At 64.1% G+C, this 16,711-nt stretch carries 21 protein-coding genes and 1 tRNA gene; 7 read left to right on the forward strand and 15 right to left on the reverse strand.

The genetic code is table 11. The features are described from left to right. The first annotated feature begins 68 nt into the window (after positions 1 to 68). Positions 69 to 443 carry a DUF6355 family natural product biosynthesis protein gene (locus JNUCC0626_RS48650; protein ID WP_394617386.1) on the forward strand — a complete coding sequence of 125 codons (375 nt, stop codon included), beginning with the start codon at positions 69 to 71 and terminating at the stop codon, positions 441 to 443. Between the two features lie 54 nt (positions 444 to 497). Here JNUCC0626_RS48650 and JNUCC0626_RS48655 read toward each other — a convergent pair whose 3' ends face one another. From JNUCC0626_RS48655 to JNUCC0626_RS48675, 5 genes are all read right to left on the reverse strand, one after another. Continuing rightward, on the reverse strand, positions 498 to 1,334 hold the full coding sequence (locus JNUCC0626_RS48655) for a helix-turn-helix domain-containing protein (RefSeq protein WP_394617387.1): 837 nt from the start codon (positions 1,332 to 1,334) through the stop codon (positions 498 to 500). Continuing rightward, a complete protein-coding gene (locus tag JNUCC0626_RS48660; protein ID WP_394617388.1) occupies positions 1,334 to 1,573 on the reverse strand; it encodes a hypothetical protein in 240 nt (79 codons plus the stop codon). The genes JNUCC0626_RS48655 and JNUCC0626_RS48660 overlap by 1 nt, the downstream gene beginning before the upstream one ends. Before the next feature lie 293 nt (positions 1,574 to 1,866). Further along, positions 1,867 to 2,712, reverse strand: a complete 846-nt coding sequence (locus JNUCC0626_RS48665) for a helix-turn-helix domain-containing protein (RefSeq protein ID WP_394617389.1) — start codon at positions 2,710 to 2,712, stop codon at positions 1,867 to 1,869. A gap of 47 nt (positions 2,713 to 2,759) precedes the next feature. Next, positions 2,760 to 3,107: a hypothetical protein gene (locus tag JNUCC0626_RS48670; RefSeq protein ID WP_394617390.1), complete on the reverse strand. Its 348-nt coding sequence runs from the start codon at positions 3,105 to 3,107 to the stop codon at positions 2,760 to 2,762. Positions 3,108 to 3,125: 18 nt separating this feature from the next. After that, positions 3,126 to 3,365, reverse strand: a complete 240-nt coding sequence (locus tag JNUCC0626_RS48675; RefSeq protein ID WP_394617391.1) for a hypothetical protein — start codon at positions 3,363 to 3,365, stop codon at positions 3,126 to 3,128. A 410-nt stretch (positions 3,366 to 3,775) separates the two neighbouring features. On the opposite strand from JNUCC0626_RS48675, the gene JNUCC0626_RS48680 reads away from it, so the two are divergent. Beyond that, on the forward strand, positions 3,776 to 4,636 hold the full coding sequence (locus JNUCC0626_RS48680; RefSeq protein WP_394617392.1) for a helix-turn-helix domain-containing protein: 861 nt from the start codon (positions 3,776 to 3,778) through the stop codon (positions 4,634 to 4,636). A 39-nt stretch (positions 4,637 to 4,675) separates the two neighbouring features. Further along, complete coding sequence (locus JNUCC0626_RS48685; RefSeq protein ID WP_394622264.1) at positions 4,676 to 4,906, forward strand: DUF397 domain-containing protein; 231 nt, start codon at positions 4,676 to 4,678, stop codon at positions 4,904 to 4,906. Between the two features lie 80 nt (positions 4,907 to 4,986). Here the strand turns inward: JNUCC0626_RS48685 and JNUCC0626_RS48690 are convergent, their stop codons facing one another. Both JNUCC0626_RS48690 and JNUCC0626_RS48695 read right to left on the reverse strand, forming a co-directional pair. Further along, positions 4,987 to 5,634 carry a class I SAM-dependent methyltransferase gene (locus tag JNUCC0626_RS48690; RefSeq protein WP_394617393.1) on the reverse strand — a complete coding sequence of 216 codons (648 nt, stop codon included), beginning with the start codon at positions 5,632 to 5,634 and terminating at the stop codon, positions 4,987 to 4,989. A gap of 21 nt (positions 5,635 to 5,655) precedes the next feature. Next, on the reverse strand, positions 5,656 to 6,183 hold the full coding sequence (locus JNUCC0626_RS48695) for a glycine-rich domain-containing protein (protein WP_394617394.1): 528 nt from the start codon (positions 6,181 to 6,183) through the stop codon (positions 5,656 to 5,658). A 117-nt stretch (positions 6,184 to 6,300) separates the two neighbouring features. Between JNUCC0626_RS48695 and JNUCC0626_RS48700 the strand changes: the two genes are divergently transcribed. Continuing rightward, positions 6,301 to 7,437, forward strand: coding sequence for a hypothetical protein (locus JNUCC0626_RS48700; RefSeq protein ID WP_394617395.1), 1,137 nt, complete (start codon positions 6,301 to 6,303; stop codon positions 7,435 to 7,437). Then, on the forward strand, positions 7,434 to 8,165 hold the full coding sequence (locus JNUCC0626_RS48705) for a glycosyltransferase family 25 protein (protein ID WP_394617396.1): 732 nt from the start codon (positions 7,434 to 7,436) through the stop codon (positions 8,163 to 8,165). The genes JNUCC0626_RS48700 and JNUCC0626_RS48705 overlap by 4 nt, the downstream gene beginning before the upstream one ends. On the opposite strand, the gene JNUCC0626_RS48710 is transcribed toward JNUCC0626_RS48705, so the two are convergent. From JNUCC0626_RS48710 to JNUCC0626_RS48725, 4 genes are all read right to left on the reverse strand, one after another. Further along, positions 8,162 to 8,833 (reverse strand): DapH/DapD/GlmU-related protein, encoded by a 672-nt coding sequence (locus JNUCC0626_RS48710; RefSeq protein WP_394617397.1) that lies wholly within the window; start codon positions 8,831 to 8,833, stop codon positions 8,162 to 8,164. The two genes, JNUCC0626_RS48705 and JNUCC0626_RS48710, sit on opposite strands and share 4 nt — an antisense overlap. Beyond that, on the reverse strand, positions 8,830 to 9,621 hold the full coding sequence (locus JNUCC0626_RS48715) for an alpha/beta hydrolase (protein WP_394617398.1): 792 nt from the start codon (positions 9,619 to 9,621) through the stop codon (positions 8,830 to 8,832). The genes JNUCC0626_RS48710 and JNUCC0626_RS48715 overlap by 4 nt, the downstream gene beginning before the upstream one ends. Before the next feature lie 431 nt (positions 9,622 to 10,052). Beyond that, a complete protein-coding gene (locus JNUCC0626_RS48720) occupies positions 10,053 to 10,232 on the reverse strand; it encodes a hypothetical protein (RefSeq protein ID WP_394617399.1) in 180 nt (59 codons plus the stop codon). A 233-nt stretch (positions 10,233 to 10,465) separates the two neighbouring features. After that, a complete protein-coding gene (locus JNUCC0626_RS48725) occupies positions 10,466 to 12,466 on the reverse strand; it encodes a hypothetical protein (RefSeq protein WP_394617400.1) in 2,001 nt (666 codons plus the stop codon). Positions 12,467 to 12,781: 315 nt separating this feature from the next. On the opposite strand from JNUCC0626_RS48725, the gene JNUCC0626_RS48730 reads away from it, so the two are divergent. Together JNUCC0626_RS48730 and JNUCC0626_RS48735 are read left to right on the forward strand one after the other, a co-directional pair. Next, positions 12,782 to 13,204, forward strand: coding sequence for a helix-turn-helix domain-containing protein (locus tag JNUCC0626_RS48730; protein WP_394617401.1), 423 nt, complete (start codon positions 12,782 to 12,784; stop codon positions 13,202 to 13,204). 83 nt (positions 13,205 to 13,287) lie between these two features. Next, a complete protein-coding gene (locus JNUCC0626_RS48735; RefSeq protein ID WP_394617402.1) occupies positions 13,288 to 14,427 on the forward strand; it encodes a tyrosine-type recombinase/integrase in 1,140 nt (379 codons plus the stop codon). A gap of 144 nt (positions 14,428 to 14,571) precedes the next feature. On the opposite strand, the gene JNUCC0626_RS48740 is transcribed toward JNUCC0626_RS48735, so the two are convergent. The 4 genes from JNUCC0626_RS48740 to JNUCC0626_RS48755 form a co-directional block, all read right to left on the reverse strand. Further along, positions 14,572 to 14,643 (reverse strand) — tRNA-Val (locus tag JNUCC0626_RS48740). 57 nt (positions 14,644 to 14,700) lie between these two features. After that, on the reverse strand, positions 14,701 to 15,123 hold the full coding sequence (locus JNUCC0626_RS48745; protein ID WP_394617403.1) for a TIGR02611 family protein: 423 nt from the start codon (positions 15,121 to 15,123) through the stop codon (positions 14,701 to 14,703). 22 nt (positions 15,124 to 15,145) lie between these two features. Then, positions 15,146 to 15,928, reverse strand: a complete 783-nt coding sequence (locus JNUCC0626_RS48750; protein WP_394617404.1) for an anti-sigma factor domain-containing protein — start codon at positions 15,926 to 15,928, stop codon at positions 15,146 to 15,148. Next, positions 15,925 to 16,545, reverse strand: a complete 621-nt coding sequence (locus JNUCC0626_RS48755; protein ID WP_382443012.1) for an RNA polymerase sigma factor — start codon at positions 16,543 to 16,545, stop codon at positions 15,925 to 15,927. The genes JNUCC0626_RS48750 and JNUCC0626_RS48755 overlap by 4 nt, the downstream gene beginning before the upstream one ends. Positions 16,546 to 16,711 lie beyond the last annotated feature (166 nt).

Genomic DNA, 16,711 nt, shown 5'->3' on the forward strand with positions numbered 1-16,711 from the left:
TTGTCCGTCCGGTGTGGACGCTTCAAAACTGAAGTCGTACAAGAACTTCAGCGAGAAGGGTTCAGTCGATGAAGAGCACCGTCGCACGAACGATCAGCGCGCTGGGCATGTTGCTCGCCACCTCCGCGGTGGGAATGATCGACGATCAAGACGGGCAGTCGGCCAAGATCATGCCGCCGCCCGGATGCGGATTCATTCCGCTGCCACAGCCAGTCGGAGAGCTCACCGCCCGCTACTTTCACTGCGGCGACAGCTTCATCCTCATCAAGTTCCACTGGGGCACAGGAACGACCGGAACCGCGTGCGTTCCACCGCACGGCCAGTTCCCCTTCTTCAGGGACGGTCAGCACAAGGTCGTCAACGCCTACTACGTCACCACGCGCCCGAACCTGACCGGACCGCCCGGCAACCAGCGGTGCTCGCTCAGGCAGCCGAGGGTCTGATCGATCAGGCGGGAAGCTTGGTGACGGAGTCGCGGACGCGGTGACGTGACCCCATCATCGCGCTGCGGCCTCGGCGATCAACTCCTGCGACTCGCTGTCGTCGAGCGCCAGGTCCCACAGCGCCGCGAAGCGCGTGGCCACCGCGTCAAGCTGCTGCTGGTCGTCGATGTACTCGGAGCGCAGGAACGTCTCCGCGTACACGATGTCGTCGTGCTGCCGGTGCGGGAAGCTCAGGCAGGTGAAAGGGCAGCCCATCGCCGGATACGCACCTGCCGCGTGCGGGACGACGCGAACGCTCACGTCCGGCAGCTCGCTCACCTCCATGAGGTGGAGCAGCTGCGCTCTCAGCAAGAGATACCCGCCTACAACCTGCCTGAGCACCGCTTCCGGAAAGACCGCCTGAACCTTGAGCGGATCTTCTGTGCTCACCCGTGACGCCCATACTTCCCGCATCCGAGCTGCTGATGTGGCATCTACGGGGTTGTCCCGGTGCGTGACCGCAGAGGTGTAGTCGGCGAGCTGGAAGATGCTCGGGACCTTGTCCGTGCTGAAAATTCTCGCCGAGGTCGCCTCGGCGAGAAGAAGTGGAAGGTCTTCGGCTGGCTCGAAGAGCTTGTCGCAGTTCGTGGTCTGTCTGAGCCTCGTGGAGTGTTCGGCCTGGTTGACCACGAGCTGCCACGTGGGCTTCGACACTCTGTAGACGTAGCCCAGCGCCATGATGTCCAGCGTCGCCGACGGTTGCATCGCGTTCTCCATCTGCGACAACTTGGCGCCGCTGAAGCCAGCACGTACCCCGGCTTCGGTGAGACTGAGGTCGTGCTCGTTCCGCCAGGCCTTGAGCTTGCGGCCGATGGCGCGTTCGAGCGCTGTGGGCCGGAAATCCTTGGGCATCAACGACTGTGCTGGTCAGCCGGTGGAGCCGTCGCGGGCGCCCCGGCGGAGTTCGCAGGGCTTTCGGTTGCTGCGGTGTACAGCCCGGCCTTCAGGGAATTCTCGCGCGATTGCATGCGCCATACGTGGTCGAGGAGGAAGAGCCCGAAGATCGTCAGCGAGACGATGAGCACACACGCCACCCAGTCTCGATCGCCGATCCAGACGACGAGGGCAGAGCCGCAGGCCACGATCTCCACGAAGAGGATGATCCTTGCCCACAAGGGAATTTGCCTTGGTCCGAAGGCGAGTCGTTTGTCTACGGCGACCTGAACGGCTCGTCGGATCCTGCGCTCTTCCCGAGTTCCCCTACGTATCGCTTCGTTCAGCTGCGCTGCCACGGAGCCGACGGCTGCGGTCTGCAGCTCGGGCTTTCCAGTCTTGGTCTTCACTCTCTTCGCTTTCGTCGGTTGGTCCCGCTGGGCTGCCGTTGGAGGCCGCAAACCCAGCTACGGCAGGGGAGCTGTTCGTTCTGACTGATTTTTGGCGCTGATCACTCTTCTTCTGCCAGGAGAAGAGTGATCAGCCGCGTGGACTCTTTTGGGTTCAAGCTGACGGCATCGAGCCCTCGCACCACGGTCTCGATGCCCTTGACGGACGAAGGGTCCTCGTTGAAGAGGCTGGAGTTCTCGGTCTCCGTCCACACCATGGGTGCGTAGGCGGCCTCTTTGAACTTGAGCAGCGTGAACGGTCCGGCCATGCCGGGAGGTGCGCCGACCGCCTGAGGCACGACCTTGATCGTGATCCCTGCCTCGCCTGCCAGATGTTTGATCCGGTGCAGTTGGGAGAGGTGTTCTTCCAGACTGCCGACCTGCGAGCGGAGTGCTGATTCGCGGAGGTAGAAGGCACAGTTGTGGACTGAGCCGCGCAATTGCAGCAACTCCTCGAACGCGCGCAACCGGTCGTCCAGCTCGTTCGCTGGGACGAGCGGCGACGCGGCCAGAATCGCGCGCATGTGCTCGGGGGTGCGTAGCAGCAGCGGTATTGCGTGCGAATCCCAGCTCACCAGGGTCTTGGCCACGTCGACGTGCGCGTGGGCAGTGCGCGACCAGATCGGCGAGTGCTCGCCGTGTAGCTGCCATAGACCCTGCACATCCAGCAGCGGGAACAAGCCGAGAAGATGATCACGCATTGCTCCTGGAATGCGGCAGACGCTCAGGAACATCGCGACTTCCATCAAGGTGACGCCGCCCCTGCCGGTGAGCATGTCCGACACCTTGGCTTCCTGCCAGTCCATGACGGCGGCGATCTGCCGAGCGGTCATGCCGCTGTGTGCGATGGCCGTTCGCATGCCCGCGCCGAACTCACGGCCGCGCACAGTCGAGTACCTCTTGGGCATGGTTTTTCCTTGCTCAGTAGGAAGAACAGAAGATGTGAACTCGATGCTCAGGCTGCTGCGGGGCCCTTCAACCTGTGTCGACGTGGAGCCCAGTCGACGCGGTCCCGTGTCGTCGCGGTCGACGATCCGACCGCGAGGTGGACGTTGAGCAGCATTCGGCAGGGGGCCGGCACTCTGCGCCAGAACGGGCCGCTGCGACACTTCCTGCAGCTACCGCTTTCGTCAGGCTGGTGTTCGTCGGCGAGCTCGCGAAGCGCAGCCACCAGACACGGAACCTCCCGACGCAAGATCCGCAGAGCCGATTCGGCGTCTGCTTCCGCGGCGACCCGCGCCAGCAGGTCGAGATGGTCTTCGAAGCGCCGGCGTAGCTCGGCGAACAGGACCTCGTTGCCCATCGCTGAATCCCTCCTCGGCTAGCTCGCGCGACGCGGCTGCTTCTCGTTGGCCTCGGTGTGATCGACCACGACCTCGCTTGAGGACCGCGAGATGGCCAGGGCGACTGCGCTGCGGAACGTGCGGAGACCCGCCTCCGCGGCGTTGACTTCCCGGCAGTCCAGCGCCGACGTGACCGTCACAGCGGCCCGCGCAAGCACCGATGCCTCCGCGAAGGCCAGAACCACAACGACTCGAACCGCTTTCTTCGGCTGCGCCATGTGCACGCCTCTTCTCGTCAAGTGAGCCAGGCCTGATCGAGGAAGCGGCGCCACGGCCGGTCGCGGGGTCGACCGGCCGTGACGCGCCCGCTCGCCGGTGTCGGATGGCGGCATAGCCGTGTCGCTGAGGAACGGGTGACGGCAACGACGCACCCTTCTCCCGGCGAGCCGCTCTACCGGCGAACGCTTGTGGAGCAGGTGATCACAACTGAACGGCGTGACTGCCGCACGTTGCTTGATATCAGTGATCATCCCGCGCGCTCCGCTGTAAATGCCTAGCTGTTCTGGGGCCAGGTAGGGACGATACAGTCTGATATCAGAGTCTGATAATGCCCCGTTCTAGTGAACAAGCGGCTGCTACTGTCTGTAGCATCGGGCAGGTTTTGGTGTTGAGTTCAGGAGATGTGTGCATGGCGCCTGTGGAGATGCCAGCCTTCATTCACAACATCCAGTGCGGGCGATTGCTCGAAGCGCTGCGTGGTGAGACCACTCAGCGAGAGGTCGCTGCGGCGTGTGGCTGGAGCCAGCCGACGCAAGTTGATCTGGAGCGTGGTCAGAAGCTCTTCACGGCCGATGCCCTCGACAAGCTCAGGGCGGCACTGGGTGGTGAGGCCCAAGTCTGGGACGAGATCGCCTGGCACGCCGAACTGGGATCCGCGCAGATTCCGAAGTCTGACCTTCGCTGGAAGTTCAAGTCCGAGCCGATGCGCAAGCTGGTCGACATGGAGCGCACGGCCACGGTGATCCGGTGCAAGGCGAGCATGCTGTTGCCTGGCATGCTCCAGACGCCTGAATTGATGCGCTACCTCATGGCAGTCGCAGGTGTGGCTGTGGACGAGATCGACCGGCTAGTAGATCTTCGCGTCCGACGCCAGGAAGCGCTTCTGAATCAGGAACGGCGGTTCGAGTTCATCATCGATCAGGCCGCGCTCGCGCGGGTAAGCCTCATCTCGGACGCCACAGGTGTCTGGGCGGGGCAGCTCACTCGGCTGGCCGAGGTTGTGAGACTCCCCAACGTGCACGTCCGGTGGGTCCCCTTCAGTCACGGGTTCTACCCGGCTCAGGAGAGTGACTACCACCTCGTCACATATGGGGCTGACCCCGCCTTGAACCTCGTCTACGTTGAGCGTTACGACGAGCAGGCGGTCCTGCCCGAGCCGAAGATCGTGAAGAAGTATCAAGGCCTCTGGGAGGAGCAAGAGAAGGTCGCGCTTGAGTCGGATCAGGCAGCGAACTTCCTCGCGTTCGTGGGTGGCCCGCTGCCGTCGTGACGTTTGGTGACGGCAACGGCGGAAGGTCCGGTGTACGAGATGAACGACCCAACAGTGTCGTCTGATATCAGCTTCACGCCCTGGTTCAAGTCTTCCTACAGCCAGCCGAAGGAAAGCGCGTGCGTTGAGGTCAGGTTCGGACCTGCCCAAGCGCAGGTTCGCGACTCCAAGGCACCCCAGGAAGGCCGCCTGCCGTTCAGTGGGTGTGCCTGGACTCAGTTCAGGATGTGGGCGGTCAACGGCGGGCCGTCAGATGCGGCCGCACTCTGATGTCGTGACTCGTGACCGCTCACAACGCGAACTGCCTGCCAGGCTGCTCGAGTTGGCCGAGCTACGTGGCAGGCAGAAGATCAGATCGAAGGTGCGGTACCGCGAACTAGCAGGGTTCCGGGTAGGTCCGCCTGCGGGGGTGGGACGATCTCGAAGGCAGCGGTGGCGAAGCCTGCGTCGTGCAGTGAATCCACCCAGCGCTGTCCTGAGAGGTTCCACTTCTTGATGGCGTGCTGTGGTTCGTCTGCGGCTGATTGCTCGTCGTTGTGGGAGAAGATGAGCAGGCCGTTTGGAGCGAGTCGCCTGCAGATCAGGGGAAGGAGCATTGTCGGGTCTGTGAACCAGGTCGCTCCGAAGATCGAGATGACGATGTCGAAGTGGTCGGCTGACTCCCTGAGATAGTCCGCCGCTTCCTGGGTGACGAACTCCAAGTCGGAACCGCGGCCCCAGCGCAGCTCAGCGGTTGTCGTGCGGGAGGGCGCGATGTCCACCCCCGTGCATCGAGCACCGAGCGTTGCGAGGTGAGCGAGGTTGGCTCCTGAGCCGGACCCCAGTTCCAGGACGCGTTTGCCCCGCACGTCACCGAGGATCGTCTCGTCCGGCCCGTGATCCGGATATGGGGTCCAGTTCAGCCATGTGGTCGCACCGGCGGCGTTAGTGGCACGGCGGGGCGTTGCCCTGGTGGCAAAGCGCTCCCAGGCGCCGGCTGGCGTGATCTCTTGCAACATTCCTCGTTCGCTGGGGTCGATTCACGGCTTGGGGCTGTCGTGACAGCCCGCGTGGCACTGAGTGCACCTGCTGGAGTCCAAGGCCGTGACCTGCCACAACTCGAGGTCAGGTTGGAATCCCGAATTCCGGATGGCTTCGATTGTGTCCCGCAGCACCTGTGCTGACTGGGAGTCGAGCTCCTCGTCCAGCACGGGCACGTGATGGATGTAGGTGCCAGCGTACGTCTGGCAGAACTGGATGTAGCGAGGCGTGTCCAGCACGAAAGTGTGGATGCCGAGGTCGACGGCTGGCGTCGGGCCCATCGTTGTCCCGGGGTTCTCGGCGGATGTCACGAGGTAGGCCAGGGTTTGCCCAAGTGTGCGCTCTGCCAGGTCGAAGTCCAGGTCGTGGTCGCGCATGATCAGCTTGACCAGCCGCGCCCAGACCTCCAGCGAGACGAGGGTTCGAGGGTCGCGAAGCCGGATTGCGACTGCGGTCATGCGAATGTCCTTCCTCCGAGTTTCACCAAGGCCTTTCGCGCTGCCGTAGTCGAGGATGCTGTCGATCACGGTGATCCACCAGGCCACGCCTTGCCCGTGTTCCTGGTCATTGCGGTGGCCACATGGACATATTCTGGACAGGTGGTGTCCGCTCGATCACTGTCCGCAGCCTCTCTGCGAGAGAGCATGCTCCGCCTTCGCAAAGGAGCTGCTCTGGCGCGTCCTACCTCGGTGCTGACCGCGCTCACGCCGGAGGTTCGCGCTCATCTCGGCGGATCTCGTGGCGATGCACTGGACTCCGCTGAGGAGGTCGGCAGGCTCGTCGCCGCGATCGAGCGCGGGGTCGCCCAGTTGTCCGCGGATCAGCGCGCACACGTCGAGGTCGACTTCAATCTCGACGGCGAGCACGAACACCCGACGCTCACCGAGAGGCAGGAGTCGTTGGCACAGAAGCTGGGGTGCGCCGCGAAGACGGTGCGCCGCCGTGCTGATCAGGCCTTGGAGACGCTCGTCTACGTATTGCTCGCCGAACAGCAAGCGACGGATGAACAACTAGTTGAGGCTCTGGCCGGGACGACCGGAGCGAGCCTGCCCACTTTCTGGCGTTTGATGGCCGGGGCGCGCGTCGACATCGTGTGCTCCGAGATCCCAGAAGACGAACGTCCCGAGTACGCGACGCCGGCTGATCGCAACTACCTCCGCTACGCGAAGTTCGCGGATCTCGACACCCTCATCTACCTCCGCACTCGGTTCGCGCAGCTGAGTCCGGACGTGGTCGTCCGCGACTTCGCGCCGTCCGAGTACTACGACACCCAGGCCGACGTGCTCTGCGTGGTCGGCGGACCGCCGTGGAACGCGACCTTCCGCGAGTTCCTCCCGATGCTCCCGTTCTACTTCGAGCCTCACGCGCTGGGCGAGGACGACCCGCTCGTCCTGCCGGCGCTCGGTCTGACGATCGGCCCGCACTGGACGGCGAAGCAGGAACTGCTGCAGGACTTGGCGGTTCTCACCCGCCTCACCCTGGCGAACGGCACGACGGTCTTCCTGTTCGGCGGCTGCCTGACCCTCGGCGTCCTGGGCGCCGCGCGGTGCCTGCTCGAACCGGACCGCGGCTCACGCAGTGCCGACTACATCACCGATCTCGTCGGCCTCGACGACTTCGTGCTCGTGACCGAAGCACGCCGAGTCGGTGCTTTGATCGACGTACCGGACCTCAGCGCGGTCGAACCACTGCTGGTCCTCGCCCGAACGGCGAACGACCCCTTCACCGTTGTCGTCGACAACACCATCCGCTACCCGGCGACCAGTCGCGCTTCGTCGTGATCACTCCCGCGGACCTGCGGTGCTACGTGATCAACCTGCCTCGACGGCAGGATCGCCGCAGGTGGATCCAACAGACGTTGCCTCCCGAGCTCGACGTCACCTTCACCTCGGACTGGACCGGCCCGTTCGACGGCCGGAGCCTCACTCGGGAGGCTCTCGACGTTGCGGGCTACAAGCTCTTCCCGTGGCAGGTCGAGTCGGACAACCTGTGGTGGAACAGACCTCTGAAGTACGGGGAGATCGGCTGCGCGCTGGCGCACCTGGCCTGCTGGCGCGATGCGGTCGAGCACGGCGACGAGGCGTACATCGTTGTCCTGGAGGACGACGCCGTCCTACCGAGCGACTTCTTGATTGAACTCCTCTGTGGACTGGATCGCCTTGCGCAGGCCGAGATGGAGTTCGATCTGCTCTACCTCGGGCGCTTCCCGCTTGAACCTGATCGTGAGGCCTCGCTGGGATTCGTGGAGCCGGGCTACAGCCACTGCACCTTCGGCTATTTGCTGACACGCAGGGCGTTGGGGGCGGTACTGGCGGCCGAGCTGGAGCACGCGATCGTGCCCGTGGACGAGTTCCTACCGGCGCTGTACGTCGACCACCCGCGCAACGATCTGCGCGCTCGGTTTCCCCGGCGGCTTCGCGCGTTGGCCTTCGAGCCACCACTCGTGCGCCAGCGCCCGAAGGACGAGGCAGGCAGCGACACCGAGGAATCGGAGTTCGTTGGCCCCTAAAGCTTCCTTGGGCTGCTGTCTCGCCAGTGCGCGATGAGGCCCTGGAGGCGTTTTCCTTTCCACTGATCGGCGGGCACGTGCTCGTTCACGCCGGTCACGATGTGCTCCGGTGGCACGTCCTTGGTCACGACCGCGCCCGCGGCTACGTAGCTGCGCGGGCCGATTCGAACTCCGCCCACGACGCGAGCCCCGAACCCGACAACGGAGTCGGCCTCGATCACGGGCGGATCCTCGTCGACCTCCCACCAGTCTTGGTGTGGCCGCGTGTACTCGTGCACCAGCTCGCCCATCACGGTGGACCGATCCCCGATCCGCGTGCCGTCGCAAACGAAGCCGGCGACGACTGCGTTCGCGCCGATCGTCACGCGGTCGCAGACGAAGGCCCCGTAGGCGATGCGCGTCCCAGCACCGACGGTGCTGTCGTAGCCGACCCGCACGCGGTCTTCGAGCACGCAACCGTCGCTGATCTGCACGCCTTCGTAGAGAACGACCTGGTTCGCCAGCTGGCACCGCTCACCGATGATCACACGCGAGCCGACCTTCGGCGAACCAGGCATCTTCTGCTCGGCACTGATTCGCGCTTCCTTCGGATAGCCGATCATGCAGTGGGACCCCACCACCGAGGTCTCACCAATGCTGACCGGCGCGTAGAGGGACTCGATGTTCACGCGGTGCCCAACTTTCCGTGCATCAACCAGTCGACCGTCACCGTGATCGCCTCGTCCTCGCGCTCCCGCGAATCGAACCCATGATCTGAGCCGACGACGGTGCGGAAGTCGCAGTTCGCCCGCGCGGCCGCGGCATCACGTGCGATGGAGTAGGAGACGTAGCTGTCCAGATCGCCATGCACCACCAGCGCAGGCCGGGTGTCGCGCACAAACTCCTGCGCCGGCTGGTACCGGCTGAACTCGTCGAACATGATGCGGCCAAGCCGGAACTCGCCATCGATGAGTAGGAAGCCATGGGCACTCAGGTGCTCTTGCTGCTCGCGGTTAAAGTTCTTCTCGCCCCACGGCAGTTCCGGTTCTACGAAGGTGCGGTGCAGGTCGAGCACCGGGTTCCAGAAGACGACTCTTTCGACCTCGTGCTGGAGCCACGGCAGTGACAGCGATGTGGAGACCGCGCCGAAGCTCGCGGCGATGATCGACAACGGGCCAGGGAGCTCACGGCGCGCGTGCTCGACCGCGGCCTGGAGATCGAGCACCTCGCCAGCGATAGTGGTGCCCGCCTGCATACCACCGCTGTTGCCGTGGCCGCGGAAGCTGAACCTGAGCGCGTCGAAGCCGTTGTGAGCCAGTTGGTCGGCCAGACGCACGAACATGCCGCCTTCGTCCATGTCGACGGTGATGCCGTGCGCCAGCACCACGGTCCCGCGCGAGTTGGCCGGTGCGCGGTGAAGTGCGGCCTCGAGGTGCACACCATCGAGAGAAGCAAGGTGTACGCGCTGCATGTTCATAGAGTGACCGTAGCGAACACCTTGCAGTTGCTGCAGAAGCGCCGTTCTGAGCGGGTCGCCATCCCGCTGGTCCCCTCGAGCGCCCTCCGGCATTTACATGGCGCCTTCGACGGGCCAGCTCAGAAGGTCCGCATCATCGTCGTCGAAGGCGCAGATCGGCCGAGGTCATCGGCCTCGACGTTCCTCCGGTTACCTCCGAGGAGGTAACCGGACACGGCTGCCGTCTGGCTATTTTGCCCAAAGCAGGGCACTTGTTCCTGATATGCCCAGGGTGCCCGATAGAGTTCGCGATGCAAGTCGGCACCCAGCAGACGCACCTGGGTTCGTGTGACACGCCTCTGCATTGTCAGTTCCGCGCGGGCTGGCAGAGCCCGCCACCCCTGTGGGTGGTCAGGAGCTTGGCCGAACCTCAGCGCCACCGCGTGTCTTGTTCAGCTCGATGAACCCACGCGGCAGTCCATCGGCGACGTCGATCCTGTGCCCACGGTGGTCGCCGCGATGTGCCTCTGCGCCGACAGCGAGAGCATGACCGTTGCATCCGCGTTGGCTGTAGCGCTGAGGCGTCCGTGCCCAGCGAAGATCTTGACATCGGCGTCGATGAACGCGTTCACCTTCGGACGATGCGGTCTTCATCAGCTGAAGGAGTAGATCTTGAGCTGCTGTCCGATGCACACCGACACACTCGATTTACGTAGTCAAGTGCTCCCGACTAGCTCCAAATTCGCTGTCTTTGCAGGTCAGTGAACTGTGATTCAGTATCTGGGGGACACGGGTGGCAGGTTCGTATCTAGGTTGGCCCGATGGATGCGCTCGCCTCGTCCGCGGACGGTGCCGGTGTTGTAAGTCAGGTCGTTGAAGCGTTAGGGGGTCCCGACGGGCGTAGGTCTTGCTTCGACAAGACGAGCAGGTTGAGTCCTGCTGCTTCTGCGCGTTGGCGGCACGCGTGCATGGTGTCGTCGGGGATCTCGTCGACTGCGGCGATGAGGTGTGTTTCAGCGCCGAGGCGGGAGCTGACGGCGAGATCGCGATCAAGCTGGGCGGGTGTGAACTCTCTTGCCTTTGACTTGACCTCGCCGGCGATGAACTGCTGGGCGTGGATGCCGAGGACGTCTATCTCGTGGACGCTGTTGTCGTTGAAGGTCGCGAGTACTCCGCCCAGTAGGTGGGTGTGCGGGTGCTTCTTGGCCAATGCGGCGATGACGAGGAGGTGCGGAACTACGCCTTGGTCGCTTGCCAGGTCGATGAAGGAGTTCAGCCGATAGTGCAGCGTGAGGCCTGCAGGGGTTGAGGTGTACTCGGTGGCCGCCTTGCAGCCAGGACATTGTGCGACCTGCTCGACGGTGGAGAGCGGAACGAAGCTGCGCAGGCCGCAGCGCGCGCAGGCGGTTTCGAAGCCTCGCTCTGCCCATCCCGTTGAGCAGAGCGATTCGAGCGCTTGGACAGGTTGCGGGGCGTTCTTGCCAAGTCTGGCGGTGAGCCCTTCCGCGCTGTCGTAACGACGTGCGCCACGACCTCCCCAGCGGGCACCGTAGGCCTGGACTTCGTCGTCGGACATGCCGCTGGCGCGCATCTGTTCCATCTGGCGTCGGTAGGCGGTGGAGCGAGGGGTGGTCAGGTGCGTGATCGCCTCGTACACGCTGGGGCGTAGCAGGATCGACAGATCGGCGTCCGGGATGAGCGCGTCTGCGATCTTGCCCTTCTCTGACAGGTGCCACTCGGTGGTGCGCTCATCGACGAGCAAGCTTGTCGCTTCGTGCAACGACGGGATGTGCAGTTCGCGTCTGTAGGAGTTCGTTGCGTTTGTCGCGATCTGAAGGCTGTCGTCGCGCCAGGTGGAGGCGTTCACGATCTGGTTGGCGAGGATGTCCTTGCGAGGAAGAGGATCAAACAGCGGACTGCTCATGCGGAGCAGGGTTCGACCGCCGAGGGAGAATTCGACCGGAGAGACGAACCGCAGGCTTGCGCGTCCCTCGCTGACAAAGGTCTCCACTTCCCGTGATTGTCCGTATCTCCGTTCATAGAGCAGTAGATCTCGCAAGTCGAGGTTGTACTGGTAGGTGAACGGAGGAACACGGAGCTCCGTCGAGGAGCTGATGCGTGACGTGAGCCTTTGATCTGAGACGTGGAGACCGAGGAACTCCTGGGCGAGTGAGTGCAGCTTGTCCTCGGGCACCGAGAAGCTTGTAACGCTCGCGTCTGGGGTGTACTCGTTCAGGCGTGCCAGCGGATGAGCGAGCGCTCGAGCGAAGCCGATCCAGTTAGGTAGGTCGTCGGCCGGGATGATGATCATTGGTGCTGGGTTGTATCCGCGGTTCCGCAACACGCGAAGGTTCCAGAACCACAGACAGTCGACGTAATTGTCCTTGGCTGTCAACCAGATCAGGGCCGGTGCCGGGGTTGCGCCGACCGCGTAGTTCTCGGAGAAGTTGCTGACGGTTTGATCGAGGAAGGTATGGCCGAGCAGCGCGGCACGAGCTACTTGATCGGCTGACTGCACTCTGTGGTACCGCACGGTTCCGTCGAGAGCTTGCTCGTGCTCAGGGGTGAAGTCCCCGCCGAGGACGACTTGCCACAGCGGGCTTCCAGCCTTGGGGACCACGCGAACTTGTGTCGCGTCGAAGTGGTCGGGCAGCGCAGCGGGATGGGTCGAGAAGTGTGTCACGCCGGAACGATCAATGTGCTTCAACTCGGTGAGCGGCAGGGAAAGCGATTGGGCCACCTCCCTGGCCACCGCGGTGCCGACGTTGACGTCAACAAGTCCTTCCACGCCGGCGACCTCCACCACCTGCCGCCACCATCCGTCGACGGAACCATCGCGTCGCACCGGGATGATCGGCTCGGCCATGCCACCCCAACGAGTGGTGGCTTCCTGCACGGCGCGCCGAAAGTCTCGTCGGCTGCCAGCGCGGATCAGGTAGGCGGCCCGCGCGGGTAGGAGATCGACTCGCACGACCGCGGGGCCGGATTGTCTGCCCGTAGTCATAAGTTGAAGAGTGCATCACATCGTGTGGTGAAGGATGTAGCGCCACGCGGAACGACCGGCGCTGGCTTTGCGCGCGGGGTTGGATTCGGCGTGAAGTGTCCCCAACCACTTCAAATTTCGGAGTTCAAGGGCGTCGACGCGCTCCGCTCAGAGGGCGCCACCTGTGAAGGGACGCTCATGACCCACAACTGGCTTAATAGCCACGCAGACCCTTTGCTGGCTTCGTGTGCCGACTCCCGTGCTGACGCGTCGGTGCTGTCGTGTCCAACTTCTCTTTCAAACGTGTCGGATGGGGCCGGTTCCGACGCCGTACCGCCCCGGCCGGATGGCGTTCGGTCGTCTGCGTCGCAGGCAGCGGGTGAATCGGCGCAGATTCTGTTCACTCCGGCGCAGGCTGCGGCGTTGCTGCAGGTGCGGGAGTCGTGGCTTCGGAGGCGTGCCGCTCGGAGGCTGGTGCCGTGCACGTTCCTCGGCAAGCATCTCCGCTTCTCCCGCGAGAACCTCGTGCAGATCGCCTCTGAGGGACATCGCGGCGTTCGGTCGCGGACTGTGAAGCCGAGGAATTCCGCTGGCCGCAGAAGGTATCAAGAATACATTTGATTTGCCCTTTTCGCTGAGGCGAGCGTTCATCTGCATGTGCGCTGAATTCGGCGCACTCCAAAGTCTGTGGAAAGGGAAAAATTATGGCTTGGGCTGAGCAGCACGGAAGCGACTGGCGCGTCCGCTATCGACTGGACGACGGAACGATTTACTCGGAGAACGGATATCCGAGTGAGGCGGCGGCGCAGGAGCGTGCGCTGGATGTGGAGTCGGATCAACGGCGGAAGCGGTTCGTCGATCCGCGGCTGGCGAAGACCACGATCGACGAGTGGATCCGGAAGTGGGCCGATGCGCAAGGTGTGACGCCGATGACGTGGTCGACCTACAGCTCGCATCTGCGCAACCACATCCTTCCCTTCTGGACCGGGACCGGGCTTGGTGACATCGAGCGGATCCGGGTGAAGGGCTGGGTGAACAAGACGCTGCGGTCGACGCTCGCGGACAAGAGCGCGAAAGACATCCTCGTGCTGTTCTCGCAGATCGTCGGCGAGGCGGTCAACGAGGGGCTGATCGGGTCGAACCCGTGTCACAAGCTGCGGATCAACTTCACCGACTCGCCGGAGCGGCCGCACGCGAGCACTGACGAGGTGGACGCGATCGCGGGGCGGATGGATCCCGACGACGGGTTGCTGACGATCACCGCCGCGTACACCGGCATGCGGTGGGGTGAGCTTGCCGGTCTGCAGTGGATCCGGACCTATCTGGATGAGAACCCGCGGATCGCTGTCGATCCCGAGTTCGGGGCACTGCACGAGGTGCGTGGGCAGAAGCTCGTTCTCGGCCCACCAAAGACTCCGGCCAGCGCGCGCGATGTCCACTTGCCGCAGTTCCTCGTTCGCGAATTGCTGGCGCATCGTGACCGCAACCCTGACTCGCGGTTCGTGTTTCCCGGTGCGCGGGGTGCGTTGCGCCGGCGGTCGAACTTCCGGCAGCGGGTCTGGTTGCCTGCGCTGGCGGGGAACGAGGCGCTCGGCTGGGCTCCGCTCAAGGAGGGCATGGTGTTTCATGATCTGCGTCACACGCAGGAGACGTGGCTCATTGAGGACGAGGTGCCGCATGTGCTGAGGCTGGAACGGCTGGGGCACAAGCGGAAGTACACCGATGACCGGTATTCGCACGTGACGGCGGCGATGATCGGCAGGATGCTGGCGCAGTTGCAGTTGCGCTGGGAACTGGACGGTGGGTGGTCGTGGATCATGGAAGGCAAGGACGAGGCCTGGTGACCACTTAGTTGTGCCGAAGTCGGGTGAACACTTAGGTACAACGAATGTGTTCTTGGGGCCCTGCTCCCAATTTGCTCCCACGCAACGCAAACGGCCCGCCAGTGAACATCACTGACAGGCCGTCTGAACTGGTAAAACACACTGTGGGCGATACTGGGATCGAACCAGTGACCTCTTCGGTGTGAACGAAGCGCTCTCCCGCTGAGCTAAACGCCCGTGTTCTGTTGTGTTGCTTGCCCCGCTCTCGCGGTGTGGGGATAGCTTACAACATCATCAACGAGAACCAAAAATCGGGCTCTGCAACCAGGTCCAGTCGAGGCCTAGCCAGCCTCCTACCAGGGCGAACACGTTGAGGAAGTAGCAGGTGACCAGGACGATGGCGCAGACGCCCGCCATCACCAGGCCTCGGACCCAGGACGGCTGGCGCTTCAGCCACTCGACCCAGCGGTCGTAGTAGCGCTTGGCGAACTTGAGGACCTTGCCTGCCCACTCGAACTCCGTGGCGAGGATGGCGAGGCCCGCGAAGACGACCAGCCAGCCCGGGCCCGGGTACGGGATCATGATGATGCCCGCGATCAGCACGATGCCGCCGATCACGCCCACGCCGATTCGGTAGGCCATGTTCAGCGCCGGGTTGCGGTGGAACCAGTGGCGCCAGCCCTTGTGTTCGGTCGGCTTGGGCTTGGGCTTCGTCATGTGTCGATCATCCTGTTTGGACTCAGGCGGGTGCAACCTGGCCGCCCGCCAGCACTTCCGAGGGTTTCGGTGGTGCTTGGCGGCCTGGTTCCAGTGACACCGCGAAGGTCGTGTGCTGGTGTGCGTCGGCGGACCAGGCCAGCAGTTGCGGGTCGGTCGAGCCGGGTCGTACGTCGAACACCGCCAACGGTACCGGCGCTTTGGTGCTTGCACCCCAAACTACGTAAACGTGGCCCGAGTCGTTCGGTTTCAGGTTCATCGGCATCACGGCGGCGGAGGTGGGGTTGGAGAGGACCACGGCTACCTCGTCGCCTGCCGTGGTGCGGAGGATGGCCCTGTTGGTGGCCGGGTTCGCGGCCAGGGAGAGGGCCCTGTTGAGGTCGTTGGTGCGGGCCTCCGAGGCTGCTACCTCGGTGGAGAGTTGATTTACGCGCACGCCCAGGTAGCCGCCGCCTGCCAGTACGGCTGCTACTGCTGCTGCGGCCAGGAGGGTTCGGCCCGTGCGTCGGCGGTGTTGCGGGCGCAGCGGGATCGGGGCCACGTGGCGCGGGGCCGGTGTGGCCGGTGGGTCCTGGGGGATGTGCTCGATCTGTTCCATCAGCCTCGCGCGGAGGTGAGGGGGTGGTTGTTCCTGGCGGACCGCGCCGCCGATGCCCGCCAGCACCTCCTGCGTCGCCTCCACGGTGCGTTGGCACGTCGTGCAGGTCGGCAGGTGGTCGCGGACCAGTGCTTCCTCGTCGGGCTCCAAGGAGTGCATCGCCCAGCCGACGGCGAGCTCCTCCTGAGCGCACGGGTCGCCGTTCACCGGTGGACTCCTGTCGTCTCGCCGGTTTCTCCGGCCCACAAGTTCCCCAACGTGCCTCTCAGCCGTCTTATCGCCGCGAACGTGCGCGATTTCACAGTGCCGAGCGGGACGCCTGTCAGTTTTGCCACTTCGCACTGCGTGTAGCCACCGAGATAGGCGAGGGCTATCACCTGGCGTTGTTCTTCCGGCAACGTGTGGAGCGCCGCTCTGACCTCGGCGCTCACCACGCTGACCAATGCCGCGTGGTCCGATCCCTCGACCGGAGGTGAGGCGTCGTCGGTCAGGGGAACAGTTCGGCGGCGCTGGGTGTTCTCCTTGCGTACGGCGTCCACTGCGCGGTGGTGCACCAAAGTCATCAACCAGGTGCCGAAACTGCCGCGGGCGGGGTCGAACCTGGCGGGGTGCCGCCAGAGCGCGAGGAAGGCTTCCTGGACGACGTCCTCGGCCAGTTCCGGGTCCACGCAGATGCGCCTGGCCAGGGAATATGCTGGTGTGCCGTACCTGTCGTACAGCTCACCGAACGCCGTCCGATCGCCCTGTGCGAGTCTTTGCACGAGCTCGAAGTCGGTCGGCCGGCCGTCGCTCGACGCGACGGTTGGGCCGGGCGAGTCAGCCACCAGAGATGTCCTCACGTCCAACATTCGCGCAACAGCCGGTACCGGGTTCAGGTTAGACCCAGCAAGATGGGGGGCGCTGAACGTTTGCTCATGAGCGAGGAGGACACGGAGTGCGTGCACGCGGTCGCGTTCCGGAGTCGAACTGACCCGATGGGGTGATCTGACC

It is taken from the genome of Lentzea sp. JNUCC 0626, assembly GCF_043632865.1.
Lineage (GTDB): Bacteria > Actinomycetota > Actinomycetes > Mycobacteriales > Pseudonocardiaceae > Lentzea.